The organism is Vreelandella titanicae BH1 (genome assembly GCF_000336575.1).
In the GTDB taxonomy this organism is placed as follows: Bacteria; Pseudomonadota; Gammaproteobacteria; order Pseudomonadales; family Halomonadaceae; genus Vreelandella; species Vreelandella titanicae.
In genome coordinates this window covers 308,456-325,893 of the sequence record NZ_AOPO01000004.1, presented here as the reverse complement: position 1 = coordinate 325,893, position 17,438 = coordinate 308,456, and the positions used below count along the sequence as shown (strand labels likewise).

At 56.7% G+C, this 17,438-nt stretch carries 14 protein-coding genes; 4 read left to right on the top strand and 10 right to left on the bottom strand.

Features of this window, described 5'->3' with window-relative positions; all coding sequences use genetic code 11:
• Positions 1-16 precede the first annotated feature (16 nt).
• Together HALTITAN_RS10590 and HALTITAN_RS10585 are read right to left on the bottom strand one after the other, a co-directional pair.
• The gene (locus tag HALTITAN_RS10590) at positions 17-313 is read right to left on the bottom strand and encodes a winged helix-turn-helix domain-containing protein (RefSeq protein WP_039859204.1); all 297 of its coding nucleotides are present in this window, start codon (positions 311-313) and stop codon (positions 17-19) included.
• A gap of 41 nt (positions 314-354) precedes the next feature.
• Positions 355-1,428 carry a PA0069 family radical SAM protein gene (locus tag HALTITAN_RS10585; RefSeq protein ID WP_009287094.1) on the bottom strand — a complete coding sequence of 358 codons (1,074 nt, stop codon included), beginning with the start codon at positions 1,426-1,428 and terminating at the stop codon, positions 355-357.
• A 168-nt stretch (positions 1,429-1,596) separates the two neighbouring features.
• Between HALTITAN_RS10585 and HALTITAN_RS10580 the strand changes: the two genes are divergently transcribed.
• Entirely contained in the window at positions 1,597-2,328 is a 732-nt protein-coding gene (locus tag HALTITAN_RS10580; protein ID WP_022523005.1) for an SDR family oxidoreductase, read from the top strand.
• Positions 2,329-2,388: 60 nt separating this feature from the next.
• A complete protein-coding gene (locus tag HALTITAN_RS10575) occupies positions 2,389-2,928 on the top strand; it encodes a DinB family protein (protein ID WP_009287093.1) in 540 nt (179 codons plus the stop codon).
• A 132-nt stretch (positions 2,929-3,060) separates the two neighbouring features.
• On the opposite strand, the gene pgi is transcribed toward HALTITAN_RS10575, so the two are convergent.
• From pgi to ptsP, 4 genes are all read right to left on the bottom strand, one after another.
• Entirely contained in the window at positions 3,061-4,728 is a 1,668-nt protein-coding gene (pgi, locus tag HALTITAN_RS10570) for a glucose-6-phosphate isomerase (RefSeq protein WP_009287092.1), read from the bottom strand.
• A gap of 179 nt (positions 4,729-4,907) precedes the next feature.
• Positions 4,908-6,647, bottom strand: coding sequence for a PTS fructose-like transporter subunit IIB (locus HALTITAN_RS10565; protein ID WP_022523008.1), 1,740 nt, complete (start codon positions 6,645-6,647; stop codon positions 4,908-4,910).
• Positions 6,644-7,615: a 1-phosphofructokinase gene (gene pfkB / locus HALTITAN_RS10560; RefSeq protein ID WP_039859202.1), complete on the bottom strand. Its 972-nt coding sequence runs from the start codon at positions 7,613-7,615 to the stop codon at positions 6,644-6,646. Before pfkB ends, HALTITAN_RS10565 begins: the two co-directional genes overlap by 4 nt.
• The gene (ptsP, locus tag HALTITAN_RS10555) at positions 7,615-10,485 is read right to left on the bottom strand and encodes a phosphoenolpyruvate--protein phosphotransferase (protein ID WP_039859201.1); all 2,871 of its coding nucleotides are present in this window, start codon (positions 10,483-10,485) and stop codon (positions 7,615-7,617) included. The genes pfkB and ptsP overlap by 1 nt, the downstream gene beginning before the upstream one ends.
• 300 nt (positions 10,486-10,785) lie before the next feature.
• Between ptsP and cra the strand changes: the two genes are divergently transcribed.
• Positions 10,786-11,763, top strand: a complete 978-nt coding sequence (cra, locus tag HALTITAN_RS10550) for a catabolite repressor/activator (protein ID WP_039859200.1) — start codon at positions 10,786-10,788, stop codon at positions 11,761-11,763.
• Here cra and HALTITAN_RS10545 read toward each other — a convergent pair.
• Positions 11,760-12,236, bottom strand: a complete 477-nt coding sequence (locus HALTITAN_RS10545) for a methylglyoxal synthase (protein WP_022523012.1) — start codon at positions 12,234-12,236, stop codon at positions 11,760-11,762. The two genes, cra and HALTITAN_RS10545, sit on opposite strands and share 4 nt — an antisense overlap.
• 104 nt (positions 12,237-12,340) lie before the next feature.
• Positions 12,341-13,843, bottom strand: coding sequence for a pyruvate kinase (gene pyk, locus HALTITAN_RS10540; RefSeq protein WP_009287090.1), 1,503 nt, complete (start codon positions 13,841-13,843; stop codon positions 12,341-12,343).
• A 211-nt stretch (positions 13,844-14,054) separates the two neighbouring features.
• Between pyk and gap the strand changes: the two genes are divergently transcribed.
• Positions 14,055-15,059 (top strand): type I glyceraldehyde-3-phosphate dehydrogenase, encoded by a 1,005-nt coding sequence (gap, locus tag HALTITAN_RS10535; RefSeq protein ID WP_009287089.1) that lies wholly within the window; start codon positions 14,055-14,057, stop codon positions 15,057-15,059.
• A gap of 14 nt (positions 15,060-15,073) precedes the next feature.
• On the opposite strand, the gene HALTITAN_RS10530 is transcribed toward gap, so the two are convergent.
• Together HALTITAN_RS10530 and HALTITAN_RS10525 are read right to left on the bottom strand one after the other, a co-directional pair.
• Positions 15,074-16,105: a LacI family DNA-binding transcriptional regulator gene (locus HALTITAN_RS10530; protein ID WP_035538316.1), complete on the bottom strand. Its 1,032-nt coding sequence runs from the start codon at positions 16,103-16,105 to the stop codon at positions 15,074-15,076.
• Positions 16,106-16,288: 183 nt separating this feature from the next.
• Positions 16,289-17,395: an ABC transporter ATP-binding protein gene (locus tag HALTITAN_RS10525; protein ID WP_027958692.1), complete on the bottom strand. Its 1,107-nt coding sequence runs from the start codon at positions 17,393-17,395 to the stop codon at positions 16,289-16,291.
• Positions 17,396-17,438 lie beyond the last annotated feature (43 nt).

Sequence of the window (17,438 nt, the reverse complement as noted above, 5' to 3'; positions counted from 1 at the left end):
GCTTAAATCGCCCTTATTACGGATAGCCTAGCGCTTGCTTTAATCGTTCCGCGTGTGTGGCCACCCAACGTGGATCTATCGCCCCCCAATCACGTATCTGGTAGCGACCGATGTTGTGGCGCTCGCCGTCATCCTTAGTAAATACACACTCGATATCCAGCTCGGCAAGCGATGCAATCGTATCCTGGGCGGTGCGCCGCGGCATGCCGGTGGCCTCAATGAGTGCAGGCACGCTGGCAGCACCTTGTTCGATCAAATGGGCGACGTATAAGCGGCGGTAAAAACTCGATTTGGTTTTGCTTAGAGCAGGCATTCGACTTCCTTTGCAGCTGATTTATGCGCGTGCTGCTTAGCTTAAATGAATAAATCCTGCTGCGCTCGTGGTGGGCGAAAATCCCGGGTGTTCAAGCCCTGCTCGGTGCGATCCTGCATGTTCCACTGACGGCTGGCGCGGGCAAAGCGTTGTGCAATTAAATCGGCAAATACCCCTTCACCGCGAAAGCGCTTACCAAACTTGGCATCGTACGCTTTACCGCCACGGCACTGACGCATTAGGCTCATCACTTTTGCGGCGCGCTCAGGGTAGTGGGCTTCTAACCAGGCTTCAAACAGCGGTGCCACTTCATAGGGTAAACGTAGCAGCATCCAGGCGGCGGTTCTCGCCCCTGCACGGCTGGCGGCTTCCAAGAGCTTTTCGATTTCATGATCGGTTAGCCCCGGAATAACCGGCGAAATGAGCGCACCAACTGGAACACCTGCGGTATTCAGTTCACGAATGGCCCGCAAGCGCGCCTGAGGTGATGCCGCCCGTGGTTCTAATGTGCGTTTCAAGTTGGCATCCAGGCTGGTCAAACTGACAAACACGCGCACCAGCCGGTGTTCGGCCATCTCCGCCAGGAGTTCCAAATCGCGCAGCACTAAGGTGCTTTTAGTCACCAGCGTTACCGGATGGCGACACTCCAGTAGCAGCTCCAGCAGGCGGCGAGTGGTTTTGTAGGTAGCTTCTAACGGTTGATAACAGTCGGTGTTGCCGGAAAGGTTGATCGGGCGACACACGTAATTAGGGTGGCACAGCTCTTCGGATAACCGCTCTACCAAGCCGCTGCGGGCAATCAGCTTGGTTTCAAAATCCAGCCCTGGGGATAAGTCCCAGTAGGCGTGAGAAGGACGGGCATAGCAGTAAACGCAGCCGTGCTCACAGCCGCGATATGGGTTCAGCGAGCGATCAAAAGGTAAATCTGGTGAGCGATTCCACGACAAAGCACTTTTGCTCACCTCCTCACGCACTTCGGTAGCGATAGTCGTAGAGGCCTCTTCCCGCCACCAGCCGTCATCTTCCTCCTCGCTGCGGGTAGGCGCAAAACGATTGTGCGGATCGTACGTTGCCCCGCGACCCTTATAGGAGCTTGGTGTTCCAAGAGATGTCATGGTTCACCTCTTTTATATGGTTTTATATACAGTAGTTGTAAGGTGGCAAGAAATCAATAGCCAGTCAATTAATTAACTTGCAGTAGCTAAAAGGGCGCTACCCAAAGAACTATCGTGGGTTTAATGTGCAAGGTGGGTTTGTGACTAAAGAGCCAGCGAGGAAACGTTATGTCGAAAGTGGTCATCGTGACAGGGGGAAGCCGAGGTATCGGAGCGGCCACCGCAAAATTGCTAGGCGCAAAAGGCTATGCAGTGTGCGTGAACTATCTTGCTAATAGGGAGCTGGCAGATGATGTGGCTGATTGCATTATTCGAGCGGGTGGTCGAGCGTTTGCCTGTCAAGCGGATGTTAGCAGTGAAGCTGACGTTATCCGCCTGTTTGATGCAGCAGAAGAGCGCTTTGGCAAGGTGACACATTTGGTTAACAATGCAGGCATTCTGTTTACTCAATCCAAGCTGGTCGATATCGACCTTGAGCGCTTCAACCAAGTGCTTAATAGCAATGTGGTCAGCTGTTTTCTGTGCTCCAGAGAAGCCGTCAGGCGCTTCCCAGCAGGTAGTGCAATCGTCAATGTCTCATCGCTTGCCTCGCAAACAGGCTCGCCCTTTGAATATGTTGACTACGCTGCATCGAAAGGTGCCATGGATACCCTAACCAAGGGGTTGTCTCGCGAAGTTGCTGGCTCGGGGATTCGTGTTAACGCCGTTCGCCCCGGTTTTATCTACACTGATATGCATGCCGATGGTGGAGAACCAGGGCGGGTTGATCGTTTAGCTCCCCAGATTCCTATGCAGCGTGGCGGTAGCGCTGAAGAAGTGGCTAATACCATCGCTTGGTTGCTCTCGGACGAAGCCTCTTATGTAACGGGGTCATTCATTGATGTAGCAGGCGGGCGGTGATGCTGTTCTTCCCCCATATTTCAAACGTTCTAAATAGATGCTGCTTTTGGGTCTTAACTCATGACACTTCAACAACACTTCGAACAGTTAGCCACTTATAACCAGTGGATGAACACTAACCTCTATGATGCCGCCGGTAAGCTGAGCGCCTCTGAACTAGCTGAAGAGCGTGGCGCGTTCTTCGGCTCGATTTTTGGCACACTGAACCACATCGCGGTAGCCGACACGATTTGGCTCAAACGGTTTGCAACACACGCCTCTTCTTCCGCAAGGACGCTTGAAGTAATGGTGGCACTACCTACGCCAGAGCGTCTTGATCAGATTCTCTTTGATGACTTGAAGGGATTGAAAGCGCATCGCCAATGGCTCGATACCGTGATTATTAACTGGGTATCGGCGCTGACAGACGACGATTTGAGTACCACGCTGAGTTATCACAACATAAAAGGAGTGGCCTCAAAACGGCGCTACTCAAGCCTGATCGTTCACTTCTTCAATCACCAAACCCATCACCGTGGGCAGGCATCTACTTTGTTCTCCCAAGCCGGTGTAGATATTGGTGTCACCGATTTGTTGAATCTAATTCCGGATGAGTCTTAAGGGGAAAGCTTAGACAACGGGAACCGAGTTACTGGAATTAGTCATTTATTACAAACCGAAGGTTCCAGGGTTGCGAAACGCCGTGGCTTGTGAAAGCCACGGCGTTGTTTTCTATCGATTTACCCTATCCATTCAACGCTTCTTCCGTGATGGCTTCTTATCGGCACTGGCCGGTGCGCTTTCCTTTTCGCCGCTACCACCATTGGGGAAGTGAGCGCGAACCAGTTCCAGCAGACCTTGAGTTGAGGTGTCGAAGTCAGCTGCGTTGGTGTCGATGCGCTCGCTGATTTCACCGGCGATGCGCTTGCCAAGCTGCACGCCCCACTGGTCAAAGGAGTTGATGTTCCAGATCACCCCTTGCACAAACACCTTGTGCTCGTAGAGCGCGATTAGCGCGCCCAGGTTTTTTGGCGTTAGCTCATCCAGCAGTAGGGTGCTGGAAGGGCGGTTGCCGGGGCAACTGTAGGGGTCGTGTTGACTGAGCTCTTTGCTGTCCCCTTGGCTGCCTTCCATAAAGGCGTTGGCCTGGGCGAGCATATTGGTCAGTAGGGCGAAGTGGTGGTCTTCCACGCCGGGCTCGGGCTTGAGCGAGGCAATAAAATCAATCGGCACGTAGCGGGTGCCCTGGTGCAGTAGCTGAAAGAAGGCGTGCTGGCCGTTGGAACCGGTTTGGCCCCATACAATCGGGCCGGTTTTATAGTTCACCGGGTGGCCGAAAATATCCACCGACTTACCGTTTGACTCCATATCCAGCTGCTGCAAAAACGAAGGCAGTTGGTTCAGCGCCTGGTCGTAAGGCACGATGGCTTGGGTCTCAGCGCCAATAAAGTTGATGTACCAAATACCAATCAGCGCCATTAGCACGGGCATGTTTTGCGAGAAGGGCGCGTTGATGAAATGGTTATCCATCTCATGAGCACCTTCCAGCAGTTCGATAAAGCCTTCGAAACCGATCGACAGCGCAATCGGCAGCCCGATGGACGACCACATGGAGTAACGGCCGCCCACCCAAGCCCAGAATTCGAACACGTTCTCTTCGCGAATGCCGAACTCCATGGCCGCTTTGCGGTTGGTGGAGGCGGCAATAAAGTGCGCGCCTACGTCGGCGTCTTCGCCAGCGTTCTCCAGGAACCAGCGCCGCGCGGTTTTGGCGTTTAGCAGTGTCTCCTGGGTAGAGAAGGTCTTGGTAGAGACGATAAACAGCGTAGTCGCCGGATCAAGGCGCGAGAGCACTTTTTGAATATGGGTACCGTCCACATTGGAGACGAAGTGGAAGTGGAGCTCCGGGTGGCGGTATTTGAGCAGCGCGCGAACCGCCATATTGGGCCCAAGATCCGAGCCACCAATGCCGATATTGACCACATCTTTAATGCGTTTGCCGTTGTAGCCTTTCCATTCACCGCTGCGCACCGCTTCCGAGAACAGCTTGATCTGCTCGCGGGTGCGGGTTATCTCCGGCATAACGTCTTCGCCGTCCACATAGACCGGCTCATCGCCTAAGTGACGCAGAGCCGTATGCAGTACCGGGCGGTTTTCCGTAACGTTGATAATATCCCCGGAGAACATCTGTGCCCGGCGCTGTACCAGTGCGGAGTGGTCGGCTAGCTCAATCAGCTTGGTAAGCACTTCATCGGAGACATGGTGCTTGGAGTAGTCGAGAAACAGACCGCCCACCCGTAAACTCATTTTCTCAAAGCGCTGCGGGTCATTGGTGAAGTAGTCACGAATGCGGTCGTTTGCGGTTTTGTCGCGCAAGCGTTCAAGTGCCTGCCAGGTAACACTGCGAGTGAGCTGAAACATAGGATGATCCGTTTGTTATAGGTGAATTGGTGATCAAAAAGTAGGTTATGTAAAAATACTACATAAAAAATGACAAAGAGTAGAGGGTATAAGTGGCGTAAAGAGGTATTAAATGCGTAAAGCGGCGTATTTAAAAGGGCAGGCATGTTCGCCTGCCCTCATTTTTTGGGTAACAGCGGTTAGGTGGCGAGTGCTACCTGGGCCGCATCACGTTTGATAAACGCATAGCTTAAACCCGTCACCAACGAGCCAGCCACAATAGCGCCAAGGTAGAGCAGTACCGGGGTAATGGCGTTGGGAATCAGCAGTACGAAGATACCACCGTGAGGAGCCATGAGTTGCGCGCCTACCAGCATCGAGAGTGCGCCTGTGAGTGCGCCGCCCACCATGCAAGCGGGGATAACGCGTAGGGGATCTTTCGCCGCAAAGGGAATCGCGCCTTCGCTGATAAAACAGAGACCCAGTACAAAAGAGGCTTTGCCCGCTTCCCGCTCCGGTGCCGAGAACTTGTTGCGCGCTACAAAGCTGGCAATCCCCATACCAATGGCAGGTACCATCCCAGCCGCCATAATCGCCGCCATGGGGCCGTAAGTTTCAGAGGCTAGCAGGCCTACGCCAAAGGTGTAAGCCGCTTTGTTGACCGGGCCACCCAGATCGAAACACATCATCGCGCCGAGCAGAATACCCAGCAGCACCGCATTAGTGGAGCCCATGGACTCCAGGAAACTGGTCAGAGCATTAAGCAGCGCCGCGACCGGTTCGCCAATCACATAGATCATGGTCAGGCCGGTGACCAAACTGGCGACTAGCGGAATGATCAGAATCGGCTTCAGGGATTCAACGCTAGAGGGCAGTTTGACGTAGCGAGTAACCGCCAGCGCCACGTAGCCCGCCAGGAAACCCGCCAAAATACCGCCGATAAAGCCTGAGCCGATATTGGCCGCCAGCATGCCACCAATCATACCCGGTGCGATGCCGGGGCGGTCGGCGATGGAGTAGGCAATATAACCTGCCAGCACTGGAATCATCAGTGCAAAGGCGGTGCCGCCACCGATCTGCATCAGCGCGGCGGCCAGGGTGCCTTCCTGCTCAAAGGCCTCAATACCGAACACAAAGGAGAGCGCAATTAGCAGGCCGCCCGCTACGACCATCGGCAACATAAAGGAAACGCCGGTGAGCAGGTGCTTATAAACGCCTTTCTCTTTGACGCTCTTATTTGCTGTGCCCGCATTGCTGCTGCCGTTCTCTATGGCGGCCTCGCTGAGCGCAGCTTCAAGGGTGGGGCGTGGTTTTTTTAGCGCGTTGCCAGTAGAAGTGCGGTAGATGCGCTTACCAGCGAACCGCGACGGATCAACGTCGATATCGCAGGCCAATACGACTATGTCGGCGTCGGCGATCTCTTCTTCGGTCAATTTATCTTGTGCGCCCACCGAGCCTTGGGTTTCCACGCGAATGGCGTGGCCCATGGCTTTGCCCGCCTCTGCGAGTGCTTCGGCGGCCATAAAGGTATGCGCCACGCCGGTGGGGCAGGCAGTGACAGCAACGATTTTCTTGCCACCCGCGCTGTTTGCAGCGGTAGATGTGCTAGTAGTAGAGGCGGCAGGTGCGCTATAAATCGGCGCTTCACGCTTAGCCTGGGCTAGAAAAGCGCTGGGGTCGGGGAGTGCGCTGGCAATCGGCGCTTGGAATAGCCGCTTGCCTTCAAAGCGCTCTGGGGCAGGCACGTGATCGGCGGCGACCACGATCAAATCGGCATTGGCGATCTGCTCGGCAGTAGCGGCCTGGAGAGGCGCGACTTCGCCGTGCATTTCCACATGCGCCGACCAGCCTTGGCGCTGGGCGGCTTGTTCCAGGCGCTTAGCCGCGAGGAAGGTGGTCGCCATGCCGCTGGGGCAGGCGGTAATCAGAATAATATTCATAGCGTGGCTCCCTCGGTGATGGTGTCATCAAGACGCCGTATCCGGGTGTGTTGTTGGAGTGAATCGAAATCGGCAGCGTGGGGGGTGCCCACGCCAACGTGGCGAACGGCCTCGGCCGAGAGCGCGGTGGCAAAGCGCAGCGTCTGTTCAGCGTCTTGCTGGTTAAGCAAGCCGTGGAGCATACCCGCAACAAAGGTATCGCCAGCGCAAACGGTATTCGTCGCGGTAACCTTAGGAGGTGTGGCGTGCCAGGCACCTTGAGCGTTAACCCACAAGACCCCTTCGGCACCCGCTGAAATCAGCGCATTGGCGATGCCGCTTTTATGCAGCCGCTTGGCCGCATTCAAGCGCATATCGGAGGAGGTCATATCTTCGCTCGCCCACTCTGCCAGTTCGTTTTCATTAGGCTTAACACCGGCGGGGTGAGTCGCTATGGCCGCATTGAGTGCCGGGCCACTGGTATCTACCCAGAGCGGTACGCCGCTGGCGTTTAAGTGGTTTAACAGCGCGCTGAAATCGACCAGTGACAGCCCGGGGGGCAGGCTGCCCGCCACAACGACCGCCTGGGGGGGCGTCGCGCTGGAAAGCTCGGTATTTAGCGTGTCGATCAGCGCCTGCAAATGCGTGGCGTCAATGGGCATGCCGGGGCCATTAATATCGGTAACGCGGCCGCTTTGTTCCGCAATTTTGGCATTAATACGGGTTTCTCCCGGCACGCGCACAAAGGCGTCGGTCAGGGAGTACTGGGTAAATGCCAATTGAAAGGGAGCGTCGTTATCGGCACCTAAAAAGCCGCTGACGGTGACGTCGTGACCAAGACCCGCCAATACGCGAGCAACGTTAACGCCTTTGCCCGCTGCTTCTAATTGGGCGCTAGTGGGGCGGTTGACGCTGCCCAGCACCAAGGCGTCAAGGTTAAACGCCAAATCCAGTGCCGGGTTCAGGGTAATGCATAGCACGCGGGCCATTAGCGCGCCTCCAGTGCATCGCGCACTTCATCGCTAGTCGCCTGATTCAGCGCTAACTGAGCGCTGGCTTGGGCATCAGCGAAGTCAAACTCGCGCAGGCGGGCTTTGACCAGCGGGATCTGCCGCGCGCTGACGGAGAGCTCGTCCACGCCAAGGCCTACCAGTACCGGAATGGCCACGGCGTCTGAAGCCAATTCGCCGCACACACCGACCCATTTGCCTTGGGTATGGGCAGCCGCCACGGTCATCTGAATCAAACGCAGCACAGCAGGGTGTAAGCCATCGGCTTGAGCAGAGAGCTCTGGGTGGCCGCGGTCGATAGCCAGGGTGTACTGGGTTAAGTCATTAGTGCCTACTGAGAAAAAATCCACCTCGGCGGCGAGGCTGGGTGCCAGCAGCGCGCTAGAGGGTATTTCAATCATCACCCCCAACTGCACATCGGTGGCGCGCTGGGAAGTAGGGACCTCTTTGAGTAGGCGATCGTAGATGGCTTTTACAGCGCGGAACTCAGCGATATCTTTGACCATCGGCAGCATAATCCGCAGGGGACTATCCTTGCCTGCCATCAATAACGCACGCAATTGGGTCTCGAGCACTTCGGGTTGGGTCAGCGCTAAACGAATACCGCGTAGGCCCAGGAAGGGGTTGTCTTCTTGGGGTACCGGCCAGTAGGGGAGTGGCTTGTCGCCGCCGACATCTAATGTGCGCGCTACCAGCGGGCGGCCATCCAGGGCGTCAATTGCCTGACGGTACTCGCTAATCTGAGTGGCTAAGTCTGGTGCGCTGGCGTGGGCCATAAACAGGAATTCAGTACGCAGCAGGCCAACGGCCTCAGCACCGCGCTCCACTGCATCAGCGGCGTGGGCAGTGTTGCCCAGGTTGGCGGCGACTTCCACACGGTGCCCATCGCGAGTTTGGGCGACCTCGAAGCGGCTTTCCCAGGCATCGGCTTCGCGCTGCTGGAGGTCTAGTAACTGCTGCTCGGCACGCTGTAGGCGCTCTTCGGAAGGTTGCGACGTCACTCGGCCACGCTCGCCATCCAGAATCATCATGCTGGCGTTGTTAAGCGCCATCACCGCTTGACCCGCGCCCACCACGGCGGGAATGCCCAGTGCACGGGCCAAAATAGCGCTGTGCGCCGTGGCGCCACCGCGAACGGTAAGCAGGCCGCGGACACGGGAAGTATCCAGCCGGGCCACATCGGAAGGGCCGATATCGTCCATCACCAGAATATAAGGGTGATCCGGCGGTTCGGGGAGCGTCACATCGCAGAGTACGCCCAACACCCGGCGACCTACGTCGCGCAGGTCGGCAGCGCGTTCGGCCAGCAAACGGTCAGCGAGCATCTCCTGGGCGTGGGCCGCGGTTTCAATCGCTTCCCACCAGCCCGCTTCCGCCGAGCGCCCTTCACGAATGGCATCCGTCGCCGCGTGATGGAGCTCCGGGTCGTCGAGCATCTCTTCGTGCATTGAAAGAATATCGGCGACTTCGCCACCGGGGGCGTTATGCACCAATGTCTGCAGCTGGGCGGCGCCCTCTTTCAGCGCGCTATTTAAACGGCTGATTTCGTGTTCAGCGTCGCTGGCGTGTTCGGCGTACTCGAACTGCATCGGGCGAATGACAAATACTGGCGCAATGGCCAAGCCCGGCGAGGCGGCCACGCCGGCGTGGGGCGTATCGGCAGCGAGAGGCTCAACGGCCGGTGTAGCGGGGCTCGCTTCCTGCGTGCTATCAAAGCCGCCGTCAAAGGGCGTTACTTTTTCTCCCAGGCCCGATTCAACAGCCTCGGCGACGGCCTCTAGCGCCGCGCTTGCCTGCCCACCCTCGGCTGACAGCACCAGCCACTGGCCGCGGCGTGCGCCCAGGCCAATCACTTTGGTTAGACTGGCGGCGGAAACCGGGGTGGCGCTGCCTTCTTCCAAACGTGCCTGAATCGGCATGGCCTGAGCGCGCGCTATCTGTACCAACTGTTTGGCGGGGCGAGCGTGCAGCCCATGGGGGTTGAGCACCCGTACCCGACGGGCTTGGGTATTTGCGGTTTCGCCCGCCAGGGTGGCTAACAGCTGATCGCTGGTTTTGCCCACCAGGCTTTGGCTTTCGCTGTTTTCCAACACCGCCATCAGTTGCTCTAGCAGGGGGCGGTGGGCATCGCCATGGGCGGCCAGGCAGAACAACGCATGCACCGGATGACCAGCACTTTCCAGGCTTTGTTCAGCAGGTGTGGCCACCCCAAGCGCGGGCTGGTTAACGCCCTGGGCGCTGCTAGCCAGCCACAGCCCTTTACCTAACCAGGTCGGCTGTGCCGCGGCGACGGCGGAAATAAAACTGTTATCGACACAGCCGCTTTGGCGTAAGCGGGCGGCTGCAGCCAGAGCGAGTTCTTGTGGGTCGCGTGCCGGAAAGTTGACGCATAGGGTGTCGGCATCCAGGCGCGGTTCTAATGCTGGTTTCGAAAGCAGCCGCGCTACATCTGCCGCGGAGGTGGCGTTTGCCAGTTGCTCGGAAACGCCTTCGCGATCCAGCACATGGGTGAGCTGGCGCAGAATATCCAGGTGCTCATCATTCTGGGCGGCAATCGTTACCAGTACGTGCACCTGCTGGCCGTCGTGCCACTCGATCCCTTGTGGAAACTGCAACACGCGCACGCCCGTCTGCTTCACATACTGACGGCTTTCCGGTGTACCGTGGGGTATTGCGATGGCGTTGCCTAGAAACGTTGATGATTGTGCCTCGCGGGCGTGTAGGCCGTCGCGGTACTCGGCCTCAACCAATCCGGCCTCAACCAGCGCCTCAGCGGCACTGTCCAGCGCGGTTTGCCAGCTGTCGGCGTGGCGGCCTAGCAAGATGTCATCGGGGCCGAGTGTCAACATAGTATTCTCCTGTAAACGCGCACTGTCGGCATTTTAATGGGGCAGCGTCGACGCAGCGTCGTGTACATAAAGTGATCGTCGTTAAATGATCATGGTAATGGCGTTGATGCCAATGAGATGAACCGTGCCGTTTCAGTCGGTTTATCCTTGCCATTAAATCTGGGTATGGTGCTATTAAATCTGCACATAGTGCTATGCTGAATCGATTCACTGAATGACACAAGGTTTGAGCTTTTAGACTTTGGTCTGGTAGGCGCTAACTTGCTGATAAACTGCCCGGTCACACCAGGGGGAAACCGCATGACACTTGCCGATATTGCCCGGCTAGCCGGCGTCTCGCGCACAACTGCTAGCTACGTCATTAATGGTCAGGCCGAGCAGCGCCGCATTAGCGCAGCGACAATTGAAAAAGTGATGGCGGTGGTGCGGCAACACCGCTATCACATTGACCCTCAGGCGGCTGCGCTGCGCCGGGGTGCAAGCCGCTTGCTGGGGCTTATCGTGCCGGATTTGGAGAACATTAGTTATGCTCGCCTAGCCAAACGCCTGGAGCGGGGTGCACGGGAGCAGGGTTATCAGCTGTTGATCGTAAGCTCAGATGACTGTGCAGAGAGTGAACGGACACTCGCGTTGGCGCTGCGTGCGCAACGCTGTGAGGTGTTGATAACCGCCAGTTGCTTGCCTAGCGACGATACTTTTTATGCCGACCTGGTAGACGAGGGATGGTGCGTGGTGGGGATGGACCGTGGCCTCAACCCGACGCGCTTTGCCAGTGTCGTGAGTAACGATCAGGAGGCGGCTAAGACGTTGACCCGTTCGGTGATCGGCGCGGCGACCAAGCGTATTGCCTGGTTGGAAGCGATGCCGGAGCTGTCGGTTAGCTGTGAGCGGCGGGTGGGTTTTCAGGCGGCCCTTGAAGGCAGCATGATTGAACCGCTTTATCTTACCGGGTCGCACTATGAACGTAGCGAAGGGGCGCGTTTAGCGATTCAATTGCTGGATGAACAGGGCGGTGCCGACGCACTGGTGACAGCGTCCTATACGCTGATGGAAGGGGTGTTTGATGTATTCTTGGAGCGTGGTGGCCTGCCGGAAAATATTCGTCTGGCCACCTTTGGTGATCACCGGCTGCTGGATTTCCTTCCTCAGCCAGTGAACTCGGCGCTACAGGATTATGACCGTATTGCCGAGTTAACATTGCGCTGTGCCCTAGCTGCTATGAACGGCCACTATGAGAGCGGGCTGCAGGTGGTGGCGCGTCATCTGCACCGGCGTTAAACCGTGCGCGCCTGGGCCCAAGCTGCTGCATCTGGTATCGACATATCGTAACTCTCGCTCAAGTAGGGCGAGGAGAGCACGAAGTCGGCGCTCGCCGCATTGCAGGCAACGGGGACATTCCACAGCGCCGCTAAACGCAGCAACGCTTTGACATCCGGGTCGTGGGGCTGGGGCGAGAAGGGATCCCAGAAGAAGATCAGCACATCCAGCCGCTGCTCCGCAATCCGAGCGCCAATCTGCTGGTCACCGCCCAGGGGGCCGCTCATTAGACCCTCGACTTCTAACCCTAACGCGGTTTTAAGCCGCTTAGACGTTGTTCCCGTGCCAATCAATTCGTGCTGGCTCAGCGTATCCTTCCAGCGAGTTGCCCACTCAAGCATTTCGCTCTTCTTGCCATCGTGGGCAATTAGCGCAATACGCTTGCGCGCTTGCAGCGTACGGATGGCTTGGCGGGGCGGTTGCGCGTCACTCATTTCGTCACTTCCCTCATGGTTCTATTGCCTTTCGGTCTTATGGCCGAATGGTTTTTCTTTTTAAAGGTCGTAAAAGCTAAAAGCTCGCTACAAAGGTTAGACCGTTACTCGCTATCAAAGGCAAGGATTTTCATCGTATTGGTGCCCCCATGGGCATTCATATGGTCGCCGCGAGTGAGAATGACATGCTCGCCAGGGTGGATAAATCCCTGTGCCTGCAAGCATTTCAATGCTTCTTGGTTAAGGTTGGCCGGATCCATATCGGTGGTGTTGAAAGGAATGGAAACCACGCCACGATAGAGCGCCATACGCCGCTGGGCGATAGGGCTGTGAGCCAACCCTACGATAGGCAGGCCGGAACGAATGCGCGATGCAATCAGCGGTGTATAACCGGTGGAGGTCATGCAAGCGATGGCGCTGACGCCGGATAAGTGATTCGCTGCATACATCGCCGATAGCGCGATGGTTTCATCGATGCGCTCAAAGCCCTCATGAATACGGTGGCCTGACTCCTGAGCGAGACGCTCACGCTCGGCACCCAGACACACACGGTTCATCGCTTCGATGGTTTCCACCGGGTAGTCACCTGCGGCGGTTTCCGCAGAGAGCATCACTGCATCGGTGGCGTCGAGCACCGCATTGGCCACGTCGAAGACCTCGGCGCGGGTGGGTAGCGGCGACTCGATCATCGATTCCATCATTTGGGTGGCGGTAATGACGGCACGGTTGAGTGTGCGTGCGTGCTTGATAATTCGCTTCTGAGTACCGATCAGCGCGGCGTCGCCAATCTCAACGCCCAGGTCGCCCCTGGCCACCATGACCGCCTCAGAGGCTTCAATGATGCCATCCAGCGTAGCATCGTCGGCAACCGCTTCGGCGCGTTCAAGCTTAGCCACCAGGCCGATCTCTTTCCCGGCTTCGCCAAGCAGCTCGCGGGCTTCTTGCATATCTGCGGCGCTGCGCGGGAAGGAGACGGCTAAGTAGTCAACGCCAATCTCAATAGCGGTTTTTAGATCGGCCTTATCTTTCTCAGTAAGGGCGGGCGCTGAGAGTCCTCCTCCCTGCTTGTTAATGCCCTTATTGTTGGAGAGCTTGCCACCTACGTGAACGCGGGTATGCACTTCTTGTCCAATTACACGGGTGACATCGAGTACCAAACGGCCATCGTCGAGCAGTAGGCGGTCGCCCTCAACGACATCATCGGCCAGTGTTTGATAGTCGCAGCCGACGCGTTCTGCAGTGCCGCTATTGGCGTCCAGCGCCATGTCCAAGACAAATGCCTGGCCGACATTGAGGTTGACGGCGCCTTCGACAAAACGCGCAATACGAATTTTCGGCCCTTGCAGGTCGCCCAGCGCAGCAACGCTGCGGCCAAGGCGTTCGGCGATCTCGCGGACTTCGCTTAAGCGACGGCGGTGATCATCCGCCGAGCCGTGGGAGAAGTTAAGCCGCACCACATCCACACCGGCTTTTAGCATCGCTTCCAGCACGCCGGGGCGATCACTGGCGGGGCCGAGTGTGGCAACAATTTTGGTGCGCCTTAAAGGCGTATGGGAATGAGGGTTGGTAGACGCCGGTGCTGCTGTATTCGAGGTTGCATTCGTCATGGGCGCTCTCCTTGAGTAAGGGGATTGTGGGCAATTTAGTATTGGACTACGATAGCGTTTATATAGTAATTTTACTACATATTGGATATTTACTAGCCTTTTGGGGCGGTTGAAACGCTGTTTATCGGCCTCATGACGCTTAAATACGTATTTTTAGTAATTTTTTTACTAAAGGTGCAGATTGTTACTATTGGTCAATTGAGGAGCTATCATGACAATAAGAGTTGCGATTAACGGATTTGGCCGTATTGGCCGCAATGTACTGCGCGCCCTTTACGAAAACAGCTACCGTGACCGCGTACAGGTCGTCGCCATTAACGATCTCGGCGACCCCTCGCTAAATTCCCACCTGCTGCGTCACGATACCGTGCATGGCCACTTCCCCTTTAAGGTAGAACACGACGCCGAGAGCATCACGGTGGATGGTGATCGTATCGCCATCTCCTCAGAGCGCGATCCAGCGGAGTTGCCGTGGGCATCGATGAATATCGATCTGGTGATGGAGTGCACCGGGTTGTTTACCAAGCGCGAGGCGGCGGCCAAGCATATCGAAGCGGGTGCCAAGCGCGTGCTGATTTCCGCACCCAGCCCCGACGCTGATGCGACGATTGTGTATGGCGTTAATGACCAAGTGTTGACCGCTGAGCACACGGTTGTCTCTAATGCTTCCTGCACCACCAACTGCCTAGCGCCGGTCGCGAAAGCGTTGAACGACGCAGTCGGTATCGAAAACGGTTTGATGACCACGGTGCACGCTTACACCAATGATCAGAACCTCTCGGATGTTTACCACTCTGACCCCTACCGGGCGCGCAGTGCAACGCACTCCATGATCCCGACCAAAACCGGTGCTGCCGCAGCGGTGGGCTTGGTGCTACCAGAGCTGGCGGGTAAATTTGATGGCCTAGCCGTTCGCGTACCGGTGATCAACGTCTCGCTGGTGGATCTGACCTTTACTGCCAGTCGCGATACCACTAAAGAAGAGATTAATGCCATCGTTGAGAAGGCCGCGGCTAACTCTCCGGTATTGGCTGTTAACGCTGAACCGCTGGTCTCTATTGATTTCAATCATGATGCCAACTCATCGACCTTCGATGCTAATCACACCCGCGTGAATGGCCGTCTGGTTAAAATCATGGCGTGGTACGACAACGAGTGGGGCTTCTCCAACCGTATGCTGGATACTGCGCTTGCCATGCAGGCGACTGCTAAGTAATACCCTCCTAAGGGCTAAGGGCAGGTGTCGCCCAGCAGCAGCTCAGTTTGCAGCAACTGCTGGGCGAGGGGGATGCGGCCAAGAATCATCTGCGCTGCGACTCGCCCTTTGCCCACGCTATCCTGGCGCACCGTGGTTAAACGCGGTGCGCGGTACTGTCCTTCAGCAATGCCATCGAACCCGGTAATGCGTAACTCTTCCGGCACCCGTATACCGCGCTGCTCGGCCAGCGTTAGCGCCGTGAGTGCAATACGGTCAGACATGCACAGCAGCAGGTCTGGCCGTTGTTCTAGTGGCTGGTCGAGAATCTCGGCAATCACCGGCGAGCACACCTCAAAGGTATTCTCCTCGATATTCCAGAGCGGCACTTGCGCCACATCCACACCTTGCTCACTCAGCGCGTTATGAAAGCCCTCAAGGCGGGCACGGCTAATGGTGCTGGTGTTGGGCAGCAGCGTGTGCTCGGCCGTCACGCGGCCGTTGCAGACCTCTTTGGTTAAGCGCAGGTTGATAATCGCCGGGCGTTTGGGCAACTGGTTAAGCGCATGCTGGGCGATTTTATAGCTAGCAGCTGTATCATCGATATGCACCGTCGGGCAGCCTTCAATATCAAAATCGACGGCCACCAGGGTGCGTTGGGCGGGCAGTTCATCGAGCAGCTTATTGTTGGGCATTAATCCATAAACGATAAAGCCATCGGCGATATTGGCGGAGCCCGGCGGCTGTGAGGCATGGCCGCGACCCGGCAATAACAGCAGCGTGTGGCCGTGGGCATCAAGAACTTCGGCAACCCCTGATAAAAACTCGCTGGCCACGGCATCGTTCAAACTGTAGGTCAGGCTTTCCGCAAGAATCACCGCAATAATCCGCGAGCGGCCGGTGCGCAGGCTGCGCGCTTTGGCGTCAGGGCCGCTGTACCCCAGCCTTTTCGCCTCTTTGAGTATGCGTTCGCGCAGGGCTGGAGAAAGCTGATCCGGCCGGTTAAAGGCATTGGAAATCGTGGCAGTGGAGACGTTGAGTTCCTGCGCAAGATCCTTGAGTGTCATACGGCGCTGATCAGTCACGGTACTTCCTTATACAGGCTTTTTTAATAATTGAAGATTAGCTATTCAAAGGATGTGCATAATAAAATCGACCCGCTGTGTGCTGCCACTCCCCATGATAAGCGAAGGGAAGGTTAGGCACACACAGAGGGTCGTTAAAGCGGGTATCTTGGTTGACTCTTGTGCTTAAGCCGCTGCTTGTTGAGTGGATAACATCAGTGCTGCACCGCTCTCATCAAACAGGTGTACTTTTTCCCAGTCCGCTGCCAGTGATACCTGCTGACCCTCCTGCCACTGACTGGGTGCTTCGCTGCGATGGATCAACAGCGTGTCGCCCTGTTTGGGCTCAAGGTAGACGTAAACTTCGTTACCTAAATACTCGACATTGACGATATCGAAGCAGTTGTTATCAGTGGGTGCCGCTAAGCATAGGTGCTCTGGGCGAATGCCGAGGGTCAATGCTTCGCCGCTTTGCCGCTGCTGGGCATTCTGGGGCAGGGCGAGCTCGCCAACTCCTACGGCTCGCACACGACAGCCGTTGGCGTCACCAGCGAGTAACTCTGCGGGCATGAAGTTCATGGTGGGCGAGCCGATAAACCCGGCAACGAATTTCGTCGCCGGGCGCTGGTACAACTCGTGGGGGCTGCCTACCTGCTCAACGTGTCCGCCATTGAGCACCACAATTTTGTCGGCCAGGGTCATGGCCTCCACCTGGTCGTGGGTCACGTAAATCATGGTGGAACCAAGGCGGTTATGCAGCCGTGCGATCTCGTTACGCATTTGTACCCGCAGCGAGGCATCCAGGTTGGAGAGTGGCTCGTCAAACAGCAGAATACGCGGTTCACGCGCCATGGCACGGCCCATAGCCACCCGCTGGCGTTGGCCCCCGGAAAGGGCTTTTGGCTTACGGTGCAGCAGCTCTTCAAGCTGCAAAATCTTTGCCGTGCTCATGACCCGCTCGTGCACGGTCTCTTTGGCGGTCTTGGCCAGTTTCAGGCCAAACGCCATATTGTCGTAAACGGTCATATGCGGGTAGAGCGCATAGGATTGAAACACCATGCCCACACCGCGTTCCCGCGGTGGCAAGTCATTGACCACGGTGTCATCCATGCTCAGGTCGCCATCGCTAATCGATTCCAAACCGGCGATCAGGCGCAAAAGGGTCGACTTGCCGCAGCCGGAGGGGCCAACGAAAACCACAAATTCGCCGTCGCCAATATGTAGGTCCACATCGTTAATAATGTGATCGCTGCCAAACACTTTGTTGATCTTGCTAAGCGTAACACTTGCCATAGGTAACTCCTTGCCGACCTCAATGCTTATGTCTTCTGGGTCG